Below are 22,745 nucleotides of genomic sequence, written 5' to 3'. Positions count from 1 at the left end.
CTCTCTCTACCATCACCTTACAGACTTTCCTGATTGTTCGCGCTGAACGCCTGAACAATCGCTGGTTCCAGAGGTGTTGCATGAGTGTTCAAACAACGGTCGCCGTCGCTAAACCGGTGATCAATATTCGCCTGTTCACGATCCGGATCATCACCGCCGTGTCGCTGTTTGCCGTGCTGGGCAAGGCCAACGTCTGGCTCGACACCGCCACCAACAGCATCCTCGCCCTCGGTTATCGGGCGTTGCTGTTGCTGCTGCCGCTGACGTTATTGGTGCTGGGCCGCCGTTCCCTGAGCGTCACGTTGTTGTGCGCCGCCCTCGGGCTGGTGTTGCTGGCGGTCACCAGCAACCAGGGCATGGTGATGTTCGCCGCCGCGCTGTTCGCCTACGGCATCGCGATTGCCGGTTACCTGATCAAGAGCGAAGCCGCCCAGACCAAGGAGGGCGCGGCCTACAACCGCGTCGCCATGAACATGGGCAGTCTGGTAGCGGGGCTGATCCTGCTCTCGCCGCTGCTGACCCCGACCCTGTTTTTCCTCGGTGCGGCGGGTTTCGTCCTGCTGTGCCTGCCCATCGCCATGGGCGCGACCTTCACTTCCCAACCGGTGGTTGCCAGCCCGGTCACTCATGACGGCAGCGGCTGGCGCAACAAACTGCCATGGGTGATCGCCGGCATCATCATGGGCATCAAGCTGTTCGGCGTGTTCTCGATCCTGCCCCAGGCAATCCTGCTCGAAACCGGCGAACTGCCGGCCTGGTATGGCCTGATGCTGATCCTCAACAGCGCCGTGGTGGTCTTCGCCCAGGTGCCGGTGATGAAACTGATCGAGCGCACCGGGCGCTTCAAAGTGGTCGCTGTCATCGGGATCATCATCGGCGGCTTCGCGGTGCTCTCGTCGCCGGGCGCATTCCACGTCGAAACCCTCGTGGGCGCGTTGATCTGGGTCGCGCTGCTGTCCATCGCCGAGTGTGCGTTCAGCTACCTCGATTACTTCTCCGTCAAACAAAACAACATGTTCGTCAAGGAAGTGTCCTTGGGCGTCGGTGCCGGCCTGACGGTGCTGATCATGCGGGTCATGCCGCCGCCCTATAGCGCCCTGGTGCTGGCTGCCATCGGCGCGGGAGGCATCCTCGCCTGGTACTGGCTCAACCGTAGATCCAACGCGTCGCTGCACGACTGAGTCACCGCGTTTGCGTTTTTTACTCCACAGGTCGGAGGCTTCATGAATACGACGTCATGCGTAGTGGTGGTCGGGTACAACGGCAATCGGGTTCACGACATCCAGAAACTGCGCGAACTCTGCAAAACGCTCTACAACGCCCGGTTGATCCTGCTGGTCGAGAAGATTCAGCCCGACGACGACCAGGTGGCCGATCACGTCTGCAGCACGTCCCTGGCGCCGGAAGACGTCACCGAATCCCTGGAACTGGTGGCGGGTTGCTTGAGTGCCGATCACTGGAAACTGATCGGCGTGCTGCCGTTTTCCGACCGTGGCGTGCTGCTCGGCGCGGCGCTGGCGAGTCATTACGGCTTGCCCGGCATTACCCCGGCCGAGGCGCGTGCGGGGTTGGATAAACAAATCTTTCGCAAGCTGGAAGCGGCGGCCGAGCAGTCGCCGGAAGATTATCGTCCGGTGTTTTCCGTGCGCATCGAAAGCCTTGCCGAGCTGCGTCAGCGGGTCGTCGAGCTGGGCGGCAAAGCCTTCATCAAACCGGCCTGCGAAGGCGCAAGCAGGGGCTGCCGGGTCATCCATCATCCGTCCGAGTGCGACGAGGCGTGGCAGGCACTCAAGCCGTATCGCGAGGGCGGCATCGTCCTTGAAGAACTGATTCAGAACGCCCGGGAATACAGCTGGGATTACGTTGCGGGCAGCACGTGGGTCACGGAGAAAACCACCACCGAAGGCGCCTATCGCGCAGAAATCCAGCAAGTGGTGCCGGCACCGCTGGCGGCAGACGTGCAAGCCAGACTGGCGGCCGCCGGACGACACATGTCCGGGTTGGTCTCGCAGGCTAACGGCGCGTACCACAACGAGGTGTTCCTGCGCAGCGACGGCCTGACGTCGGCGGTGGAAACCAACATGCGCCCCGGCGGCATGCACATCTGGGACCTGGCCCGCCTGGCGTTCGTCGATTTCGATCCGTGGGAGCGCTGGGTCAGGTGGGCGGTGGAAGGCAAGACCGACCCGCGCGATCCCGTCGCTCGGGGCTATTGCGGCATCCGTCTAGTCCGGGCGCCGGCCGGCGGCCTGCTGCGCTACGTGCCGGACATCGAGTCCCTGGCCCGGGACCTGAACATCGAGCTGGTAGAAGCCGTTTACACCAAACGCCTCAGTGATTCGGTCACCGCACTGGTGAAGGACAACACTTCGTTTATCGGCCACATCGTGTTGTTCAGCGAAGACTACGCACAGCTCAGCGACAACCTGCTGCGCCTGGCAGACGCGATCGAATCACGTGTCGAGGTCACTAGCCTGGCGGCCCCGGCGAGAGCCGCGGGTTAAGTCTCCCGGACCTGCGTTTTGGTATTTTTGAGTTGAGAGGATTGTTTCAATGATCGAGCAAAAAATGACCTGTGATGAGCGCTTTATAGCCCTGGCGAAAGAGCTGGACTATGACATCTACGGCGAAAACACCGCGGGTGGTCATTACGCGCCGCTGATTCGGCATCACGATGAGCTCTATCTCAGCGGTCTGGTGCCGCGCATGACCGGCGAAATCCGCTACCCCGGCAGAGTGGGGCTGGAACTCAGCCTGGCCGATGCACAAGCGGCCGCCAGTATCAGCGCCATGCGCGGGCTGGCCTTGATCGTTGATGCCATCGGCTCGCTGGACAAAATTAAGTCGCTGATACGTATCACGGTTTACGTGAAGTCCACGGCGGACTTTGTTGACCTCAGCGAAGTTGCCAACGGTGCATCGGATGTCTTCAGCCATGTGCTGGGCGATGCGGGCAAACATACTCGAACCACTGTCGGCGTTTATCAGTTACCGAAAAATGCCGCCGTAGAAGTTGACATGATTGTGGCGCTTCGGCCTTCGGTCTTGTGAGTGTTAGTGTGCCGACTTTACAGTGATCAATTGTTCGCCTAGTGTCTGGTCACTTAAGTCGCTCATAACTCGGTGTTTACGGATGAATAACATTCAAGGTGGTTTTTTTTCATATAAGGACTTTCGCCAGAGTTTGACCCGTCCACCGGTGAGTGCGCGGGTGTGGAAGGGCGATGAACTTACCGATATGCGTCAGAGCCTTGCCGCCAGCGAAGTCGATATTGTCGCGCTGGCTCACCATGACAGCAGCGAAGGTTGCAAGTTGACGCCAGGGATGGCGGTGTCGATGCAATGGTTGAACCCCGGCACCGAACTGAACGGTCATGCCCATTCGTGGTGGCACCTTTTCATCATTCAGTCCGGCAGCGGCACCTTGACCCTGGGCGATGCCGATGCAGTGAACATCAGCCCCGGCGACGTGTTGCTGGTACCGGCCTGGACCCGGCACGGCTTCGTCAACACCAGCGCCACTGAGCCGCTGGCCATGCTGAACATGAGCAATATGCCCCAGATGGCGTTGCTCTCCAATGCGGCAGACGCCACGGTCTGACACGCTCGATCTTCCCGTTTTGCCCACCAGGGAGTCCGCATGCGCAGGCTCCCTTTTTCATTTCTGCTACCCCGGCAGGCCATGGCTGTTTTGACTTTCTGTATCCGTAGAAACAGATAATTTCTGTATCTGTTCAGCACCTGGCCAACTAACTACGATCGATTCCAATGCAACGGATTATTGTGGTTAGTGCAAGGGAGCGTTCTATGGATAGTACGAAGCTGAAACTGTATGTTGGCGCAGATTTTGTCAGTGCTTTTGCAATGTCGGCATTTGTCGCGCTGAAAGAAAAGCAACTTTCATTTGAACTTGTTAAGGTTGATTTAAAGGCGCGTGATAACTACCTGGCGAGTTATCGTGATGTATCGCTGACCTGCAAGATTCCCACGCTGGTTCATGACGGTTTTGCACTGTCTGAATCTTCGGCCATTGCCGAATACCTGGAAGAAATAGCGCCGGGGCATAAAAAACTGTTCCCGCTCGACATCAAGCAGCGCGCTCGCGCTCGTCAACTCCAGGCCTGGCTGCGCAGTGATTTGTTGGTAATTCGCAAAGAGCGCCCGGCGGACCTCATCTACTTCGGCAAGAAAGAAACCCCGTTGTCGGACGAAGCCCAGGCCGCTGTCGCAAGGCTGTTCTTCGTCGCGGATCGGTTGCTGGAGGAGAGCGCCGATCACCTGTTCGGTGACTGGAGCATTGCCGACACCGACCTGGCAATCATGCTCAATCGACTGCTCGCCAATGGCGACCGCGTTCCTCAGCGGCTCGCGGCCTATGTGCGTCGGCAGTGGGATCGCGACAGCGTTCGGGCATGGATGGACATAGAGCGCGCAGCGCCGGCCATCCAGTAACTAACGCCAGGCAATCACCAGGAGCGCTGCCATGCAGGGACCGTCGGAGCTGGAAAGATACAAACCCTACAACTCACGCACCATTCGCGACACGCCGTACTGGCAGAAACTGACGCCAGCGTTGCAGGAAGCCATGACCGTGGTGGCCCGGGTCATGCCGTTTCGCACCAATGAATATGTGCTGGGCACGTTGATCGACTGGAACAACATTCCGGACGATCCGATTTTTCGCATGACCTTTCCCCACAAGGACATGCTGCTACCGGACGAATACGCGTCGCTCAAGCAACTGATCGAACGGGATGACGCCGTCGCCATCAAGCGACGGATCGAGGCGATCTGGTTGCGCATGAATCCGCATCCGGCCGGTCAGCTGACGCACAACGGCGCGACCCTCGACGGAAAAGTCCTGCCGGGCATTCAGCACAAGTACCGCGAGACCGTGCTGTTTTTCCCCGGTGCCGGTCAGACGTGTCACGCCTACTGCACGTTCTGTTTCCGCTGGGCGCAGTTCATCGGCGAAGAAGAGCTCAAGTTCAACGCGCGTGAGTCCCAGGAGCTGGTGAATTACTTGCGGGTGCACACTGAAGTGACGGATGTGCTGATCACCGGTGGCGATCCGATGATCATGAACACCCGTTCGCTGGCCGGTTACATCGAGCCGCTGCTGGCGCTGCCGCACCTCAAAAGCATCCGCATCGGCACCAAGTCCGTGGCGTATTGGCCACAGAGGTTTGTCAGCGACAAAGATGCGCCGCAGCTGCTGGATCTGTTCAAGCGCATCGTTGCGGCCGGGAAAAACCTCTCGGTCATGGGGCACTACAACCACCCGGTCGAGATTCGCCAGGACATTGCCCGGCAGGCTGTCGAACGCATTCGTTCCACCGGCGCGACGTTGCGCATGCAGGCGCCGGTGATCCGTCACATCAACGAGAACCCCGGCGATTGGGCCGAACTATGGACTGAAGGCGTGCGGTTGGGTGCGGTGCCTTATTACATGTTCGTCGAGCGCGATACCGGGCCCAGCCACTACTTCGCGATGCCACTGGCGCGTGCGTTCGAGATCTTCCAGGCGGCTTACCGCACGGTGTCCGGGCTGGCGCGCACCGTGCGCGGGCCGTCCATGAGCACTTTCTACGGCAAGGTGTTGATCAACGGCATCGAGACCGTGGCCGGGGAGAAAGTCTTCGTGCTGCAGTTTCTCCAGGCTCGGGACCCGCAATGGGTATTGCGCACGTTCTATGCGCGCTTTGATCCGAACGTGACCTGGTTCGACGAGTTGCGGCCAGCGTTTGGCGAGCGTGCGTTCTTCTTTCAGCCGGAGCCTGCGGCAGTGCCCGAATTGATACCGGTCCTGCTCGAAACGGCGTAGGACGATTCATCAGGAGATAAGGATATGAGCAGTATTCCGTTTGATCAGCGAGAAGGTTTTATCTGGCTCGACGGGGAGTTCGTCGAGTGGTCCCAGGCGCGACTGCATGTGCTGAGTCACGGCCTGCATTACGCGAGTACGGTGTACGAAGGGGAGCGCGTCTACAACGGCAAGATCTTCAAGCTGCGCGAACACAGCGAGCGGCTGTATCGCTCGGCACAGTTGATGGATTTCGCTATTCCCTATGAGCTGGCCGAACTGGAAGCGGCCAGTCATGAACTGCTGCAACGCAACAACGTCGTGGACGGTTATCTGCGACCGGTGGCGTGGCGCGGCAGTGAAATGATCTCGACCTCGGCTCGTTTCAACCGCGTGCACGTGGCGATCGCCTGCTGGCAATGGCCGAGTTACTTCGACCCGGCGGGGCACATGGGCGGCATTCGCTTGAAGACCGCGCAATGGCGGCGTCCGCCACCCAGCAGCAGCCCGTTCGAAGCCAAGGCGTCCGGGCATTACCAGATCGCCACGCTCAGCAAACACGATGCGGAAAACAACGGTTTTCACGACGCGTTGATGCTCGACTGGCGCGGCCACGTCGCCGAAGCCACCAGCGCCAACGTGTTCTTCGTCAAGGACCGGACGCTGCACACGCCGCTACCCGATTGCTTCCTCAATGGCATCACCCGCCAGACCGTTATCGAATTGGCCGGGGCGCTGGATTACCAAGTGGTCGAGCGCACCATTCTTCCTACGGAGCTTGGCGATTTCGATGAGTGTTTTCTGACGGGTACCGCCGCCGAAATCACCCCCGTGCAGAGCATCGACGAGCAGCGCTACCGACCGGGCAACGCCTGCCGCGAATTCATTGCCGCTTACACCTCAACCGTTAACGCCTGATAAACCGCCAGGAACTTCACCATGTCAGATCAAGGGATTGTTGCGTCTACACCTTACGTTTCACTGGGCCACCGCCATGACGAATTGTCGTCCCGTGGCTGGACGGTACTGACCCCGGCCGAATTTGCCTACGATGTCGTCGGCACATTGCAGGCGTTCGGTCAGATCATTCCGCAATTCAACGGGCAGACGGCCTTCGCCATTACCCGCAAACCGGGGTACGAAGCGTTGCCGTACTCCCAGAGCATGAACGGCATCGGCCCGCACACCGAAGCGCCGGTCTACGGCCCGCCGCCGCGTTATCTGGCGCTGCATTGTCATCATCAGGCCACGTGCGGTGGCGGACATACCGGGTTGGTCGACGGGATCGAGTTCCTGGCATTCCTCGAACGCACGGAGCCCGAGTTGCGCGAATGGATCGACGACACGCCCGTGGAGTTCGTGGCCACCGCCAAACCGGGTGAAGTGGCGCAAACGCGGGTCAAGGAATACATCCTGACGCCTACAGAGGACGGGGACATTTTCCGCTTCAGCTACAACCAGTTTCACTACGGCGATGTGAACCCTTCCGAGGAGGATCTGCAGCAATCGAAGGTGACGAACAGCTCATCGCCACTGGCCAGGTTCGCGATGCTCGGCGAGGAATACTTCATCCAGCACAACACGCCGGTGCTGATTCCCGACGGCTGCATGCTGATTTGGGACAATTGGCGAATGATCCACGCCCGCAGTCGATACACTGACCCGGCGCGAAACCTGACTCGCTACTGGCTGGCCTGATTCATCCGTCGCCCACAATTCCATCGGCGTACCCCTCGGCGGGTACGCGTCTTACAGGTATCGCGTCATGCAAACAGCAATCGAGATCGCCAAGGTCGATCATCAACTGGTCGTGCGGCTCAATCAGGCCTGGACCAAAAGGGCCACGGTGTGCGCACCGGACAAGACCTCGGTCAGCGAAACGTTCGACCCGACGCGCCCGGATTACCCGGAGTGCATGGTGCCGTTTTTCCATCACCCGAAATTCCAGGCCCTGAGCGACGAGCTCAAAAGCACCGTGGTGACCTGGGGCTGGATCGGCTACAACCTGCGCACGGTCACGGCCGAAGAGCATGTGGTGAACCCTGCGTTGAGCGTCATCGCCAATCAGTACCTGGGCAAAAACGACTGGCATTTTCGCGAAGCGATGCAGCAGACATTGATCGACGAGCACTACCACACGCTCATGCACCTGCGGGCCATCGAACGGACCAAAGAGGATCGAGCGCTCGATCAGGATCTGGACCTGCCGCCGTCGGTGACCTATCTGCGTCTTGCCGCGCTGCGTGAGGAATTGCCCGAGCAGTGGCAGCGCGATCTGGCGGCGATCACTTTCGCGGTAGTGGCCGAGATCAGCGTCAACGCTTACCTGGATCTGCTGGCCGACGATCAAACCATTCAACCGCAAAACCGTCGCGTGGCAGAACTGCACAACCGTGATGAATATGCCCACAGCAAGATTCTCGCGGAAGTGGCGAAGATCATGTACGCCAACATGCAGCCGCCTCAACGGGCATTTTTCGCACAGACGTTGTCGGTGGCGCTGAGCGCCTTTGTCGCTCAGGACTACTCGATGTGGGAGGCGATTCTGACGCAACTCGGCGTCGAGGATGCGGCGTTGATCATTGCCGACACCCGGGAGAGCAACAAGAACGCCACGATCATGCGCGACTACAGCGGCCTGCATCGTCTGGCGCAGGATCTGGGGATTAGCGACGAGATCGATTTCGACTTCCGTCCGACCCTCAAAACCGCTGCAGTGGCCTGATCGGGAGGTGAATATGTCCGTTCCTGTGTACGAAGTGTTCGCCATCCGAGTCGGCGCCAATGCCCAGCGCACTGCCCGGGAGAACTTTCTTTACGATGCCTGCTGCGGTGATCCGAATGCGTCGATGCCGCTGGATTACTACTTCTGGGTCATTCGTAATGAGCAGCAGGTGATTGTGGTCGACACGTGCTTTCAACCCGCGACAGCGGATCGGCGCAACCGTCAGATGTATCGCCTGCCGGAAGATTCCCTACGTCAACTGGACATCGATCCGGCGCAGGTCGAGAACCTGATCCTCACCCATTTGCACTGGGACCACGCCGGCAACCTGGGGTTGTTTCCGAAAGCCACGGTGCATTTGCAGGAAGCGGAGCTGCGCTTCTGCACCGGTCCGAAAATGGCCCATCGCACGGTGAACAAAACCTACGAGGTCGAGGATGTGATGTCGGCTCTGCCACCGCTGTTCGAAGGCCGGTTGCGCTTGCATACCGGCACGGTCGAGGTGGTTCCCGGCGTAACGCTGCACCCGGTGGGCGGCCATACGCCGGGTAGCCAGGTGGTGCGGGTGAACACCGCACGCGGGTGGATTGTTCTGGCATCGGATGCGGCGCATTTGTGGGCGAACATTCGCCAGCGCAGTCCGTTCCCGATCATTGATGATCTGGCGCAGACGCTGGAAGCGTTTATCGAAATCGACCGTTTGGCCGACGGCGAAGACCACGTCATTCCCGGCCATGACCCGCTGATCGCCGAGCGCTTCCCGCATTGGAACGACGATCCGCACATCATCTGCCTGCACGCCAATCCCTTGTAGGAGCGAGGCTTGCCCGCGAAGAACGATAACGCGGTTCTCCTGAATGACCGCATTATCGTTCTTCGCGGGCAAGTCGGAACGCCGCACCGCTCGCTCCTACAGGAAATACGTCAGCTTTGGTTTTTGAGGAGCTGGCCGAGGGTCGCCAGCGCCTCATCAATCTTCGGCGAATACGGCGCCCCACAACCGATCCGCACAAAGTGACTGAAGCGCTGGGCGTTGGAAAAGATATCCCCAGGCAAAATCTGGATGCCCACCTTCAACGCCGCATGAAAAAACGCCATGGACGCCTGTTCAACCGGCAGTTCCACCCACAACAACGTACCGCCCTGTGGATGGGTGATGCGGGTGCCCGGTGGAAAATAGCGAGTGATCGCCGCACTCATCTGCTGGCGCTGCTGTGTCAGCGTTTTCCTCAAGCGGCGCAGGTAACGTTCGTAGGACGGCGTCTTCATGAACGCGCTGACCGCCAGTTGCGACAACGCTTCACAACCTCGGGACTGCGTGTGTTTGAGCATTTCCACGCGGTCGTGCCATTGCCCGGCGCTGATCCAGCCCAGGCGTATGCCCGGCGCCAGCGTTTTGTTCAGCGACGCGCAGTAGATGACGTTGTCGGTGCGGTCCCAGTGTTTGAGCGTGGATAACGGCTGCTCGGTGTCCACCAGGTCGCCGTAGGTATCGTCTTCGATCAGCACGGTGCCGTGCTCGGCACACAATTGCACCAGCCGCGCCTTGTGGGTGTCGGGCATGATGCTGCCGAGCGGATTCTGCAGATTGGGAATGACGATCAGCGCCCGAATCCGTTCGGGGCCTTGCAACAGCTGTTCGAGCGCGAACAGATTGATGCCCGAATGGGCCGTTGCCGGGACTTCGAGCACTCGCAAGTTCAAACTTTCGAGAATTTGCAGCAGGCCGTAAAAGGTCGGGGATTCCACGGCCACGGTGTCGCCGGGGTGGGTCACCGCACGCAAGGCCAGGTTGATCGCTTCGGTCGCGCCGTTGGTGATCACCATTTTCTCGGCGCTCAAGTTGGCCTTTGCCGTCAGCGCTCGTCGGGCAAGGATGTTGCGCAACTCGATGTTGCCGCAGGTCGGGCCTGTCGCACCCAGCAGTTTCTGATCCTGACGCAATGCCTTGCTCATATGGTCTTGCAGAATCTTCAACGGATAGAGTTCCGGCGCGCAGTAGGCGCTGGCGAAATTGACCTTGACCGTCGCGCGTTGGCTGGCCTTGAGCACCGATGACACTTGCTCGTGAATGCCGAGATAGACCTCGGTATCAAGGGGCGCAGGCGTTGTGGTCACGACCGGTTTGGGCAAGGTGTCCGGCTGGCGAATGTAGTTGCCGGAACGCGGACGGGCTTCCAGGACGCCATAGTCCTCAAGCTCCCGGCACACCTGCACCGCGGTCGACAGGCTGACGGCGTGTTTTTCCATCATCAGCCGAATGGAGGGGAAGCGTTCCCCGGTTTTCAAGGTGCCGCTGCGGATCGCGTCGAGGTAGTGGTTGGCTAACTGACGATACAAGGGGGTCGGGTGCATGATGACCTCAGCAATCGCACCACTGAGGTCTTGGGCTGGAAAGAAAGTTGACGTTCCCCGCAGGCGGACCCGTGGTGCTCAAGGGTTAAGGGAAGTTTTTTTCTGGCGTCGATACACAGAGAGTAATCGCGCTTTTGCCGGAATCGCGGGCAATAAAAAGCCCCGCTCTAGGGCGGGGCTTTTAGGTCAGTGGCGCTTGAGGCGCTGCTGAGCGGGAAGTGTTACTGCGCGGCGATGCTGTAGCCATCGAACGCGGTTTGCTGCTGAAGCGCGGTGATGATGTTTTTGCGGTTAACGGCGTGTTCGGTTCCGCTACTGTCCAGGAACGATTCGCTTTCCAGCTCTGCTTCATCGCCTTCGCCGACAAAGGTAAAGCCGAGGAACTCCAGGGCCTCGCGGTCAACGTTCAGGCGCGAGCGCGGAGTGCGCAGCGGCAGCGTGACGCTGATCCCGTCCTTGCTGATGGTGAACACTTCGACATCTTTCTTGGCGCGGGCCGTTTTGCTCTTGCCACTGGTTGGGTTGCTGATGGCCTGATGCGTCTGGTTCAGTACTTTCAGGGCCAGACCGTAGACGATCTCCTGAAACGCAGGATCGTCCTTGAAGCTGGAAAGGATCCGGCTGATCGAGAATTTGCTGCTCAGGTCTTCAAGGGCCGCGATATCGGCCGCCTCGGCGTCCTTGAGTTGCTTGAGTTCGCCCATCAATTCATAGGCTTTATCGTCGTCGAAGCGGTCGTGGGCCTGGCGAATCGCGGCGCGCAGCTCGCGGATCTGGTCGCTTTCCCGGGTGGACTGGAAAGCGTCCAGCACCATCTCGGCGATGGTCTTGGCCTGGGGCACGTGCTGTGAAAGATTGATGGAGTTTTCGTATTCCGCTTTGGACGACAAGGTGACTACGGATTCAGCGGTATTGGAATCGGACATTGAAATTTCACTACTTCTTTAACTTGAATTGGGGCGAAAAAGCACAGGGCTTTTTCAGGCCGCCTAATCTATTGGACCTGCGCGGCGTTGTCACGGGTGAACAGGCGAGCGGGCAAAAGAACTGGCTACCACCACCTTGTAGGAGCCGGCTTGCTGGCGATGGCTCCTACAGGATGGCGGGCTTCAGGGAGCGGAATGTTTGATAAAACCGGAATGAGCGTCCGCAGAACAAACCGCTCGCAAACCCCGATGTACACGCCTTGAGCAACACCATCGACAGCGTGGCCGAGTGCTGCGGATCAACCTCGGCCTGGTAGCCAAAGTAATAGTTAACAGCGAAGAACAGCAGGTAGAGCACCAGGGTTTTTGTCGTGCCCGGCACGATCAGCCCGGTTTGCGCTTGATCCAGCTCGACACCCTTGCGCGAAAAAATCACCAGTGCGACGACGCTGCCCACGATCACCGCAGCCAGCCAGCAACTGATTGAGAGTGAGAAGTCGGGAGTCAGATTCAGCGAATACAGCGACCAGCCTAACAAAATCGGCGGTGTGATCAGCAGTGAAAATTTGCTTTCACGGGTCGGGGACAGGGCTTTGATGCCGTAGTAACAGAGCAGCAGAAATACTGCATAAACCCACAGCGGGGTGTTTTCCAGGGTGTTGAGCATCGAGCAGCGTCCTTGCCGAAAAGTGAAGTCGGGATCATAGCGGTTGCGGCGACTATTTCCCCGGTGAATTCAGATTCATCGACCGCACCGCCCATTGCTCTGCGGTTTGCTGATCAACCGGCAGTGTGAAGCGGAACGTTGCACCACGCCCGGGCACGTCGATCAGCTGGATATCGCGACCGTGCAGTTGCAGGATCCGATGCACGATTCGCAGCCCGAGTCCGCCATCGCGCCGTGCCCCGCCAATGTTGAACGGGCGCAGGAACAACCCTTCGCGCAGCTCTGGCGCGATGCCGGGCCCGGTGTCGCTGACGGTGACTTCGACGAAAGACCCTTGAGGGCGCAGGCTCAGTTCGACTTCCCCACCTTGGGCGGTGTGGCGCAGAGCGTTGTCGAACAGATTGGTGAGCACCCGTTCAATCAGCCCCAGATCGGCGCAGGCGGCTGCAACGTTGGGGGCAAAGTTGGCTTTCAGTTCGACCTGACGCGCCTCGGCGGTCAGTTCGAATTTCTGGAAGATGTCCTGCACCAGGTCGGTCAGGGAGAAGCGCTCCAGCACCGGTTGCACAAAACCGTGTTCCAGGCGCACCAGCTCCAGCAGCGATTGCGCCAGACCGCCGACTTTGCGGCTTTGGTCCAGAGCGATGCCGAGGTAGCGACGGCGGTCGGCGGGGGACAACGTGGCGTCCTTGAGTGACAGGGTTTCCAGATAACCGTGCAGCGAGGCCAGCGGCGTGCGCAAGTCGTGGGAAATGTTCGCCACCAGTTCGCGGCGTTCCTGATCCTGGCGGGTCAACGAACGCCATTGTTCACTGAGGCGCGCCTGCATCTGTCGGAAGGTGGCGTCGAGAATGGCAATTTCATCGTGGCTGGCGGTTTTTTCCACCGGCGCTGATTCAGGAGGCGTGGCCGGGACGCCATCGATGTCGAACTGGCTGACGGTTTCGGTCAGTCGGCGCAAAGGTCGGGTAATCAGCGCAAATGCGGTGAGACCGGCAATCAGGCACAGCAGTGCAACCAACCCGATCGATAACAGGGCGGTATTGAGTGCCGCACTGGTGGCGCCGCGTTCAGCCAGGCGATCGTGGTCCTCACCGAGCAGCACCACATAGAGATAACCAGCCGGCTTGCCGTCAACTTTCAGCGGCGCGGCGCTGAACACCTTGCGCGCATCGACGCTGCGCGGGTCGTCGCCGAGAATCGGCAGGGCATCGCCTTTGAGCAGGCGCTGGATCGGCGCGAGGTCGATCCGCTCGCGATGAATCCGGCCCTCGGGCGCGGCGCTGCCGACAATCTTGCCCTCGGTGTCGAGCAGATAAACCTCGACACTGGGATTGACCAGCATCAGTTTGCTGAACAGGTCACGCACGGCATTGGGCATCAGGCCCTGGGTGTCCATCAGCACGGTGTCACGGGCGATGTGCTGGGCCAGATCCCGCGACAGCCCTTGCACCACTTCCTGTTCATGCATCTGGTTGGAACGCACCTGCATCCATGCCGAGGTGCCGCAGCACACCAGCAACAGCACGGCGAACACCAGCGACAGCCGCTGGGTGAGGGTCAGCCTCATGGCTGTTCCTCCCTGGCCGCGAATTTGTAGCCACGGCCCCACACCGTGAGGATGCGCACCGGTTGTGCCGGGTCGGCCTCGATTTTCGCGCGCAGGCGATTGATGTGGGTATTGACCGTGTGCTCGTAGCCTTCATGGCTGTAACCCCACACGGCATTGAGCAGGTCCATGCGTGAGAACACTTTGCCGGGCTGACGGGCGAAGAAATACAACAGGTCGAACTCCCGTGGCGTGAGGTCGAGGCGGCGACCGTCAAGGGACACGTCGCGGGTGATCGGGTCGATGGCGAGCCCGTCCGCAATCAGGCTGCCGGCGTCCATTTTCAGGTTGCGGGCCATGGCGTCGACCCGTCGCAACAGCGCTTTGACCCGGGCGACCAGCTCGAGCATGGAAAAGGGTTTGGCCAGGTAGTCGTCGGCACCGAGTTCCAGCCCCAGAATCCGGTGCACTTCACTTGAGCGCGCGCTGGTGATGATGATCGGTGTGTAGCGGGCCATGGCGCGGGCGCGCCGGCATATTTCCAGGCCATCGACGCCCGGCAGCATCAGGTCGAGGATCAGTGCATCCCAGCTTCCTTGCTGCAGCATTCGCATGCCTTCATCGCCATCGGCGCAGTGCACCACCTCGAACTGCTCATCACGAAGATGCAGGCAGATAAGGTCGGCGATATGCAGGTCGTCCTCGACCACGAGGACGCGTTTGGTCGGTTCCATCAAGCTCAATCCTTCGGCGCAATGAGCGCATTGTGCGGGTTTTCCGGGGCCAGAGTTATCACGAATTGTTTAACTTCCCGTGAGGATTTGGCGATCAACCCAAGCCTAGGCTGTGTTCCATGAAAGGCACTTTGGATTTTGGAGACGGCCATGTTTTCACGGCGACAATTTCTTGTAGCGAGCGGCGGGCTGGGGGTTGCAGCCCTGGCGATCGGTGTATTGCCAAAATTTGCTGCCAGCTCTGCGCTGGTCAGCGAGGCCAGCGCGGCGGAGGTTTTCGAGGTGACGCACACTGACAGCGAATGGCGTGCCCTGCTCAGTGACGAGCAGTACGAAATCCTGCGGGAAGAGGGCACTGAACGGGCTTACAGCAGTGCGCTGAACAATGAGCATCGTGATGGAACCTTTGCCTGTGCCGGTTGCGATCTGCCGCTGTTTTCCTCTGCCACCAAGTTCGACAGCCACACCGGCTGGCCGAGTTTCTGGGCACCGCTGGACAAGGCGGTGGCGACCCGTCAGGACCGGTCCTTTGGTGTGGTGCGCGAAGAGGTTCACTGCCGGCGTTGCGGCGGTCATCTGGGCCATGTCTTCGACGATGGGCCCAAACCTACCGGTCTGCGCTACTGCATGAACGGTCTGGCGATGACCTTCAAGCCACAGGCGGCTTGATTCCTTTTTCTCTCATTTCCTGCAGGTCGACGCTATGTGGCTTCTGATCCTCGCTTATCTCGGTGGTGTGCTGACGATCGTCAGCCCGTGCATTCTGCCGGTGTTGCCGTTTGTCTTCGCTCGCACCGGGCAGCCGTTCATGAAGAGCAGCCTGCCGCTGCTGGCGGGCATGGCGCTGACCTTCGCGCTGGTCGCTTCATTGGCGGCAGTGGGCGGCGGTTGGGTGGTGCAACTCAATCAGTATGGACGCTGGCTCGCGCTGGTGTTTGTCGCCCTGTTCGGGCTGACGCTGTTGCTGCCGCAGTTGGCCGAACGTCTGACGCGCCCGTTGGTGGCGGCTGGCAGTCGGTTGTCGGAGGCGGCGGGCGCCGATGCCCGGCCGCGTCCCGGTGCTTCGTTTTTGATCGGTGTTGCCACGGGGCTGCTCTGGGCGCCGTGTGCCGGGCCAATTCTGGGCCTGTTGTTAACCGGCGCCGCGCTGCAAGGGGCAAGCATCGCCACCACCCTGTTGCTGCTGGCCTACGCCGCCGGTGCCGCCACTTCCCTTGCGGTTGCGTTGCTGCTGGGCGGTAAGGTTTTTGCCGCCATGAAGCGTTCCATCGGTGCTGGCGAGTGGGTCCGTCGAGGTTTGGGCGCGGCCATGCTGGCGGGTGTGGCGGCGATTTCGTTGGGGCTAGATACCGGGATTCTGGCGCGGTTTTCTACGGCATCTACCGGTGGTATCGAGCAGGCGCTGGTGGGTCGTTTGGCCGGTAAGACACCGAACGGCAGCGAGGCGATGATGACGAGGAACCCGACCGCTGACGGTGCGATGAATGTGGCTGACAAAGCGCCGGGCACACTGCCCATCGAAGGCAAGCTGCCATCGCTGGATGGCGCCGTGCAATGGCTCAACTCGCCACCACTCGATGCCCAGGCGTTGAAGGGCAAGGTAGTGCTGGTGGATTTCTGGACTTACTCCTGCATCAACTGCCTGCGCAGCTTGCCCTATGTAAAAGCCTGGGCTGAAAAATACCGCGATCAGGGGTTGGTGGTGATTGGCATCCATGCGCCCGAATTCGCCTTCGAGCGCAACGTAGGCAACGTCACCAAAGCCATGAAGGACCTGGGTATCAACTACCCGGTGGCCATCGACAATGAATTCAAGATCTGGCGAGCTTTCAACAATGAGTATTGGCCGGCCCACTATTTTGCCGACGCCCAGGGGCGCATTCGGTATCACCACTTTGGCGAAGGCGAGTACGCCGAGTCGGAGCGGGTGATCCAGCAATTGCTGCGTGAAGCGGGTGCCGCCAAGGTGGATGACGGGTTGATTAATGCCAATGCCGAGGGTGTTCAACTCGCGCCGGACATGAACGAAGTGCAGTCGCCGGAAACCTATCTCGGCTACCAGCGCTCGGAGCATTTCGTCCCCGAAACCAGTCTGGTTCCCGACAAGTTGATGACCTACAACCCTCCGTCGCAACTGGCCCTGAATGACTGGAGCCTGGGTGGTCAGTGGATTGTCGGTCCGGAGCGGGCCACTTCAAGCGCGCCCGCCAGTCGCATTGTCTACCGCTTCCACGCACGTGATTTGCATCTGGTACTGGGACCCGGCGCAGACGGCAGGCCGGTGCGTTTCAAAGTGCTGATTGACGGAAAAGCCCCCGGCGATGCCCACGGTACAGACGTGGCGCCCGATGGCAGCGGTAGCGTCACCGAACAACGTTTGTATCAACTGGTGCGCCAGTCCGGCGCAGTAACGGATCGGACGTTCAGCATCGAATTTCTCGATCCGGGTGTCTCGGCATATGCCTTTACGTTCGGTTGATCGCCACCTCACTGATTCAGGAGTCCGCCTCATGAAAACCCTGTTCACCTTGCGTCGCACCCTGTTGGGACTGGCCGCCGCTGGCGTCATCGGCCAATGCTCTGCGTTCTCTTTCGGATCCGCCGAAGACGCGGTCATCATCCCCGCACCCACACTCGACGAAATCACCCAGGCCCACAGCGAAACCGCCGTGTTCGCCGGCGGTTGCTTCTGGGGCGTCCAAGGTGTGTTTCAGCATGTCAAAGGCGTGAAGAAAGCCGTCTCCGGTTACGCGGGCGGGGCGGCCGACACCGCTCAATACGAGCGGGTCAGCGACGGCAATACCGGTCACGCGGAATCGGTCGAGGTGACCTTCGACCCCACTCAGGTCAGCTACGGCACCTTGTTGCAGATCTACTTCTCGGTGGCTCACAACCCGACCGAACTCAATCGTCAGGGACCTGACCACGGCACGCAGTATCGCTCGGCGATTTTTCCGGAAAACAGCGAGCAGCAACGTGTTGCCCAGGCCTACATTGCCCAGCTCGACGCTGCGAAATCGTTCAACAAACCGATCGTCACCAAACTGGAAACCTATAACGGTTTCTACCCGGCAGAAGAGGAACATCAGGACTTTCTGACTGAACACCCCACCTATCCGTACATCGTTATCAATGATCTACCGAAAGTGGCCCAGTTGAAGAAGTTGTTTCCGGAGCGGTATCAAGAGAAACCGGTGTTGGTGAAGGCGGGGATGTAACTGGCGGCTTGGTTACTTACGACGCGGACGCTCCATCGCGATGGTCGACGTTTCAAACCCCAGGCCCGAAAAGAAATCCGAAGCACCTTCGCGACCCGCTCGTAAAACCCAGGTGATCTCGTTGTTGTCACCCATGACATGCTCAACCAGAGCACGCCCGACACCTTTGAGTCGATGGTGCTCACATACGACAACCATCGACAGATAACCGTTGGACAGTCCATCGGTAATGCCTCGGGCGAACCCAATGATCCTGGAATCCTTCACCGCAATGGCTGTGCGTTGGGAGTTAGCGATCAGCAGAGCAAAATGATCAGACGAACCTGTGCGATGGGCCCATCCGTTCTTTGCGAGAAAAAGGCGAACAGATTCAACCGCTGCGGGTTTCAAGTCACAGATGTACATGGTGTCTCTCATGGTCGTTGGGTGATGCCTTGTCTGGTGCACATGACGATGGAAATAACTAAAGTCTAGTCGTCACACATAAAGCTGGATATGTTGTCTCTGTTCAGCTTAGTAATACCTTGCTCGTACCAGTCTGAAAGGTGGATTTTAATTTGGCTTTTTCTATGTTTTATCGGGAAGGGGCGAAAGCGTTTTCCTTGTTTTAATGAGTAGATGTAATATGTCTTGCCGCTTTTTATGATTCGGTCAAAACTGTAAAAGTCAAGGTAGTGACCTTTGTTGCTGGTGCAGATAACGATGTCGCCCTCATTGTAGGGGCATCCGCTTGAAGCGTCATAACAGAAAAAGTCACGAATGCCCTTATGCTCAATGGTTGAAGTGTTTTCCTTTAGTACTTTCTGTGCGCGCTCTTTTGTCTTCTCGGTGTGATAGGTGTCCCATATAAAAATTGGCAGTGACTGGTTAGACTCATCCTTTAGCCAATCAGGACCGTCGGCGTATTGCATGCCTCTGGCTAAGGCCTTTTGCATCTTGTCGTGATTCGCTCTGTAAAGGTTTAAATGCCTGTTGAAGGTGTCCGTACGAGAATAAATAACGGCGGGTGATTTTTTGATTGTTGCAATTTCTTTTTTGTAGTTGTTGTGAAGCTCCTTGCTGGTAATAACTACACAAGTGTCGCGAAATAGACTGATTCCGGTGCTTGTAAAATTGGCACTTCCAATAATGACGGTCTTCGGGGCTATCAAGTACACCTTCCAATGGGTGCTTGCCTGATAACCAAAGTCTACAGAAAAGTTAAGCTTGTTATTTTTGATGTCTCTGCAGTGTTCAATGAAATCGGGGGAGGAGAATGAGTTGATTGTTCCGATAATAAGCTCAATGGAGTTTTCATTTTTTAGCATTGTGTCAATCAGGTTTTCTGTTTTGCTTGCAAAGGCACTAACTATTGTTATTTGTTTGTTGTGAATTTTTTCTAAATAAGCATTTAGATTGTTTTCGTTGTTCAGAATTTCCATAACAATGCTATTGCTCCATTTTTTGACTTGCTGAGGTTGTCACTACATCTTGAGGTGATCATGGATTAACCAATACCTTCACCCTGAAATCACATTCTTGCCCGCCACTTTCGACCGATACAACGCTTGATCAGCCCTGGCCAGCAGCCCGGTCTGTTGTTCTTCTTCAAAGCGTTGTACGACGCCAAAACTCATGGTGACTTGAAAGTCTCCCACTGGCAGCAAACTGGCGACGCTATGGCGGATTGTCTCCGCGAGGCTTCTGGCGTCGGCCAACGGGGTATCGGGAAGAATGATGATGAACTCGTCACCGCCCCAGCGCGCCAGCAAATCGCCGTCGCGTACGCAATGTTTCACGCTCTGGACTACCTGCACCAACGCGGCATCCCCCAAGGCATGACCGTAGTGATCGTTGATGTTCTTGAAGTCGTCGATGTCCATGGCAATCAGCGACAGCGGCTGTCGGAAGCGCTGGGCGCGATCACATGCCTGAGGCAGGTCCTTGCTCAGGCGATGGCGATTGGCGATTGTGGTCAGTGCGTCGGTTTCCGCCAGTTTGCGGTTTTCTTCGAGCTGAATCTGCAGTTGCTGGTTGACCCGGGATAACTCGCGGGTGCGTTCTTCGACGATGGCTTCGAGGGATTTGTTCTTTCGTTCAAGCTCTTCGAACAGACGCTTCTTGTCTTCGATGCTGCGGTGCGCACCGACCATGCGCGCCACCGAACCGTCGGCGTTGCGGGCGAGCACGTAGCCGCGGTCTTCGACCCAGGTATAGCTACCATCCTGCATGCGGCAGCGATACTCGGCCTGATAGCCGGGAGCCTGTTGGCTCAGGTAGGCGTCAAACAAGGCCATGACCCGTGGGTAATCCTCGGGATGCATCACCGATTCCCAGGTGAATACCGTGTTGTTGAGGGAATGAGGCGCATACCCGAGCATTTCGTACCAGCCGCGGTTGCGGTAAACGAACCCGGTATTGGCGTTCCAGTCCCAGATGCCATCACTGACCAGTTCCAGAATGGTGTGCAGCATGTCTTCGTTCAAATCCGACAGATTGAACTTCAACGCTTCAATATCCGAGGCCCCATCCATCACTGCTCTCCCTGACCAAAGCGACCCGCCAGTCGAGGAGATTAGTCGATGGTGCATTCAACCGCCTAGTGCTTGCCCCACATCGCCATGGCGAAGTCGACGAAACGGCGTAATTTCGGCAAGCGGTAGCGATCCTGAGCGTACATCAGGCTCATTGGCCGGCTCGGCGGCGGGTAATTCGGCATCAAGGCCACCAGTGTTCCGTCCTTGAGGTCTTGTTCTACCAAGGCGTCGGGTAACAGCACGATGCCCATGCCGGTGCGTGCTGCCTGATGCAAACCGGCGGAGCTGTTGATCAGCATCGGTCCACTGACCGCCACCGCTACCTCGCCTTCGGCCCCGCTCAGACGCCATTCCTTTTCCACCGATTGCCAGTCATCACCGGCCGGGTAGGCGAAGGACAGGCAGTCGTGGTGTCGCAGGTCATCAGGTTTTTCCGGGTTGCCGCGACGCGCCAGGTAGATCGGCGATGCGCACATGGTCAGGGTGTAGTCCACCAGTGGACGGGCGATCAGGTTGGTCTGTTCCATGTTGCCCAGGCGAAACGCTACGTCGATGCCGTTTTCAAGCAGGTCCGGGCGGCGGTTGGTGAGGACAACGTCCAGCTTGACGCGCGGGCACAGCAGGGCGAATTCGCTGAGCGCCGGTGCCAGTTTTTCCGTGCCGAAGGTTAACGGGGCGGTAATGCGCAGGGTGCCGCTCGGCTCGTCGAGGGCCTGCTCGGCGAGGCGTTCGGATTCGGCCACCAGTCCCAGCACTTCCAGGCAGCGTTGATAGTACGCGGTGCCAAATTCCGTCAACCGCTGGCGCCGGGTCGTACGGTTGAGCAAGCGCACACCCAGACGCTGCTCCAGTGCCCGCAGGTGATTGCCCACCATGGTGGTGGACATTTCGCACTGAAAAGCGGCGGCGGTCATGCTGCCGGATTCCACCACCCTTACGTACACGGTCATTGCCTGGAACAAATCCATTATCAAGCCCGACTTTAAAATGATTGAAGTATTGCAGCGTTTATCCAGCTCAGGTGGCTAACCATACTGCAAAAACACCGACCATTGATGGAGCTTGATGTCATGACCGCCGCCTGCCTGATGAGTACTTACCAACCGCTGGCACTGAGTTTCAGTAAAGGCCTGGGCACACGCCTGTGGGATCAGGCCGGTCGTGAATACCTGGACGCGGTAGCGGGCGTGGCGGTGACCAACGTTGGGCACTCTCATCCTAAAATCGTCTCGGCGATCAGCGAACAGGCCGGCCTGCTGCTGCACACCTCCAACCTCTACAGCATCGACTGGCAACAGCGGCTGGCGCAGAAACTGACGCGGCTGGCGGACATGGAGCGGGCGTTCTTCAATAACTCCGGTGCCGAAGCCAACGAGACTGCGCTGAAACTGGCGCGGCTGCATGGCTGGCACAAAGGCATCGAACAACCCTTGGTGGTCGTCATGGAAAACGCGTTCCATGGCCGGACGCTCGGCACCCTGTCCGCCAGCGATGGCCCGGCCGTGCGCCTGGGGTTCAATGAACTGCCGGGTGATTTCGTCAAAGTGCCGTTCGGCGACCTCAAGGCGCTGGACAAGGTCCAGCAGGCCCACGGCGCAAGAATCGTGGCAATCCTGATGGAGCCGATCCAGGGTGAAAGCGGTGTGCAACTGGCACCGCCCGGTTACCTCAAGGCCGTGCGCGACCTGTGCAATCGGCGTGGCTGGCTGATGATGCTCGATGAAATCCAGACCGGCATCGGCCGCACTGGCCAGTGGTTTGCGTTCCAGCACGAAGGCATCGTTCCGGACGTCATGACGTTGGCCAAAGGCCTCGGTAACGGCGTCCCCATCGGCGCCTGCCTGGCCCGGGGCAAAGCCGCCGACCTCTTCACCCCCGGCAGCCACGGCAGCACGTTCGGCGGTAATCCACTGGCCTGCCGCGTGGGTTGCACCGTGCTGGACATCATCGAAGAACAGGGCCTGCTGGAAAACGCCAAAATACAGGGCGAACGCCTGCTCGCCAGATTGCGCACCGAGTTGGCCGATGACCCGAACGTGCTGGCGATTCGCGGCCAGGGTTTGATGATCGGCATCGAACTCAAGCAACCGATCCGCGACCTGACCCTGATCGCCGCGCGGGATCACGCCTTGCTGATCAACGTGACACGGGGCAAGACCATCCGCCTGCTGCCACCGCTGACGATTGATGAGCGCGAGGTGGAAATGATTGTCAGAGGGGTTGGTCGGGCGGTGAAAACGGTCTGAACGACT

Annotated in this window: 23 protein-coding genes; 14 read left to right on the top strand and 9 right to left on the bottom strand. The window is 58.9% G+C overall.

Annotated features, from left to right (window positions below):
* Nucleotides 1-80 precede the first annotated feature (80 nt).
* The 10 genes from J4E42_RS17035 to J4E42_RS16990 all read left to right on the top strand — a co-directional run bounded on the left by J4E42_RS17035 (nt 81) and on the right by J4E42_RS16990 (nt 9,342).
* Nucleotides 81-1,181 carry a hypothetical protein gene (locus tag J4E42_RS17035; RefSeq protein ID WP_008043746.1) on the top strand — a complete coding sequence of 367 codons (1,101 nt, stop codon included), beginning with the start codon at nt 81-83 and terminating at the stop codon, nt 1,179-1,181.
* Between the two features lie 42 nt (nt 1,182-1,223).
* Entirely contained in the window at nt 1,224-2,504 is a 1,281-nt protein-coding gene (locus J4E42_RS17030) for a biotin carboxylase (protein WP_207285721.1), read from the top strand.
* A 49-nt stretch (nt 2,505-2,553) separates the two neighbouring features.
* Entirely contained in the window at nt 2,554-3,051 is a 498-nt protein-coding gene (locus J4E42_RS17025) for a RidA family protein (protein WP_008025407.1), read from the top strand.
* Nucleotides 3,052-3,133: 82 nt separating this feature from the next.
* Entirely contained in the window at nt 3,134-3,601 is a 468-nt protein-coding gene (locus J4E42_RS17020) for a cupin domain-containing protein (protein ID WP_008045169.1), read from the top strand.
* Between the two features lie 206 nt (nt 3,602-3,807).
* Entirely contained in the window at nt 3,808-4,452 is a 645-nt protein-coding gene (yfcF, locus tag J4E42_RS17015) for a glutathione transferase (RefSeq protein ID WP_207285732.1), read from the top strand.
* A 31-nt stretch (nt 4,453-4,483) separates the two neighbouring features.
* Nucleotides 4,484-5,824 carry a KamA family radical SAM protein gene (locus J4E42_RS17010; protein WP_207285720.1) on the top strand — a complete coding sequence of 447 codons (1,341 nt, stop codon included), beginning with the start codon at nt 4,484-4,486 and terminating at the stop codon, nt 5,822-5,824.
* Nucleotides 5,825-5,848: 24 nt separating this feature from the next.
* Nucleotides 5,849-6,721, top strand: a complete 873-nt coding sequence (locus tag J4E42_RS17005; protein WP_008045173.1) for a branched-chain amino acid aminotransferase — start codon at nt 5,849-5,851, stop codon at nt 6,719-6,721.
* Between the two features lie 21 nt (nt 6,722-6,742).
* Nucleotides 6,743-7,501, top strand: coding sequence for a TauD/TfdA family dioxygenase (locus J4E42_RS17000; RefSeq protein ID WP_008025417.1), 759 nt, complete (start codon nt 6,743-6,745; stop codon nt 7,499-7,501).
* Between the two features lie 67 nt (nt 7,502-7,568).
* Entirely contained in the window at nt 7,569-8,528 is a 960-nt protein-coding gene (locus J4E42_RS16995; protein WP_207285719.1) for a diiron oxygenase, read from the top strand.
* 13 nt (nt 8,529-8,541) lie between these two features.
* On the top strand, nt 8,542-9,342 hold the full coding sequence (locus J4E42_RS16990) for an N-acyl homoserine lactonase family protein (RefSeq protein WP_207285718.1): 801 nt from the start codon (nt 8,542-8,544) through the stop codon (nt 9,340-9,342).
* A gap of 110 nt (nt 9,343-9,452) precedes the next feature.
* On the opposite strand, the gene J4E42_RS16985 is transcribed toward J4E42_RS16990, so the two are convergent.
* The 5 genes from J4E42_RS16985 to J4E42_RS16965 all read right to left on the bottom strand — a co-directional run bounded on the left by J4E42_RS16985 (nt 9,453) and on the right by J4E42_RS16965 (nt 14,759).
* Entirely contained in the window at nt 9,453-10,883 is a 1,431-nt protein-coding gene (locus tag J4E42_RS16985; protein WP_207285717.1) for a PLP-dependent aminotransferase family protein, read from the bottom strand.
* A 221-nt stretch (nt 10,884-11,104) separates the two neighbouring features.
* The gene (locus J4E42_RS16980) at nt 11,105-11,809 is read right to left on the bottom strand and encodes a hypothetical protein (RefSeq protein WP_008025424.1); all 705 of its coding nucleotides are present in this window, start codon (nt 11,807-11,809) and stop codon (nt 11,105-11,107) included.
* 166 nt (nt 11,810-11,975) lie between these two features.
* Nucleotides 11,976-12,476 (bottom strand): DUF6622 family protein, encoded by a 501-nt coding sequence (locus J4E42_RS16975; RefSeq protein ID WP_207285716.1) that lies wholly within the window; start codon nt 12,474-12,476, stop codon nt 11,976-11,978.
* A gap of 52 nt (nt 12,477-12,528) precedes the next feature.
* Complete coding sequence (locus J4E42_RS16970) at nt 12,529-14,046, bottom strand: HAMP domain-containing sensor histidine kinase (RefSeq protein ID WP_207285715.1); 1,518 nt, start codon at nt 14,044-14,046, stop codon at nt 12,529-12,531.
* Nucleotides 14,043-14,759, bottom strand: a complete 717-nt coding sequence (locus tag J4E42_RS16965) for a response regulator transcription factor (protein ID WP_207285714.1) — start codon at nt 14,757-14,759, stop codon at nt 14,043-14,045. The genes J4E42_RS16970 and J4E42_RS16965 overlap by 4 nt, the downstream gene beginning before the upstream one ends.
* A gap of 150 nt (nt 14,760-14,909) precedes the next feature.
* Between J4E42_RS16965 and msrB the strand changes: the two genes are divergently transcribed.
* Genes msrB through msrA form a run of 3 tightly spaced genes read left to right on the top strand, consistent with a single transcriptional unit; the run spans nt 14,910 to nt 17,977 of the window.
* On the top strand, nt 14,910-15,428 hold the full coding sequence (gene msrB / locus J4E42_RS16960; RefSeq protein ID WP_207285713.1) for a peptide-methionine (R)-S-oxide reductase MsrB: 519 nt from the start codon (nt 14,910-14,912) through the stop codon (nt 15,426-15,428).
* A 34-nt stretch (nt 15,429-15,462) separates the two neighbouring features.
* On the top strand, nt 15,463-17,238 hold the full coding sequence (locus J4E42_RS16955; RefSeq protein WP_207285712.1) for a cytochrome c biogenesis protein DipZ: 1,776 nt from the start codon (nt 15,463-15,465) through the stop codon (nt 17,236-17,238).
* A gap of 31 nt (nt 17,239-17,269) precedes the next feature.
* Nucleotides 17,270-17,977 carry a peptide-methionine (S)-S-oxide reductase MsrA gene (msrA, locus tag J4E42_RS16950; RefSeq protein ID WP_207285711.1) on the top strand — a complete coding sequence of 236 codons (708 nt, stop codon included), beginning with the start codon at nt 17,270-17,272 and terminating at the stop codon, nt 17,975-17,977.
* A gap of 12 nt (nt 17,978-17,989) precedes the next feature.
* Here the strand turns inward: msrA and J4E42_RS16945 are convergent, their stop codons facing one another.
* The 4 genes from J4E42_RS16945 to J4E42_RS16930 form a co-directional block, all read right to left on the bottom strand.
* Nucleotides 17,990-18,382: a GNAT family N-acetyltransferase gene (locus tag J4E42_RS16945; RefSeq protein WP_008025435.1), complete on the bottom strand. Its 393-nt coding sequence runs from the start codon at nt 18,380-18,382 to the stop codon at nt 17,990-17,992.
* A 65-nt stretch (nt 18,383-18,447) separates the two neighbouring features.
* The gene (locus J4E42_RS16940) at nt 18,448-19,398 is read right to left on the bottom strand and encodes a phospholipase D family protein (RefSeq protein ID WP_207285710.1); all 951 of its coding nucleotides are present in this window, start codon (nt 19,396-19,398) and stop codon (nt 18,448-18,450) included.
* A gap of 78 nt (nt 19,399-19,476) precedes the next feature.
* A complete protein-coding gene (locus J4E42_RS16935) occupies nt 19,477-20,490 on the bottom strand; it encodes a sensor domain-containing diguanylate cyclase (RefSeq protein WP_008025438.1) in 1,014 nt (337 codons plus the stop codon).
* Between the two features lie 65 nt (nt 20,491-20,555).
* Complete coding sequence (locus tag J4E42_RS16930) at nt 20,556-21,461, bottom strand: LysR family transcriptional regulator (RefSeq protein WP_008025440.1); 906 nt, start codon at nt 21,459-21,461, stop codon at nt 20,556-20,558.
* A gap of 102 nt (nt 21,462-21,563) precedes the next feature.
* Here J4E42_RS16930 and J4E42_RS16925 point away from each other — a divergent pair, with 102 nt between their 5' ends.
* Nucleotides 21,564-22,739 (top strand): aspartate aminotransferase family protein, encoded by a 1,176-nt coding sequence (locus tag J4E42_RS16925; RefSeq protein WP_207285709.1) that lies wholly within the window; start codon nt 21,564-21,566, stop codon nt 22,737-22,739.
* Nucleotides 22,740-22,745 lie beyond the last annotated feature (6 nt).

Origin of the sequence: Pseudomonas sp. FW300-N2A2 (assembly GCF_017351735.1) — a bacterium.
Classification (GTDB): domain Bacteria; phylum Pseudomonadota; class Gammaproteobacteria; order Pseudomonadales; family Pseudomonadaceae; genus Aquipseudomonas; species Aquipseudomonas migulae.
The sequence above is the reverse complement of the archived record's forward strand: the minus strand, read 5'-3'. Positions and strand labels throughout refer to the sequence as shown.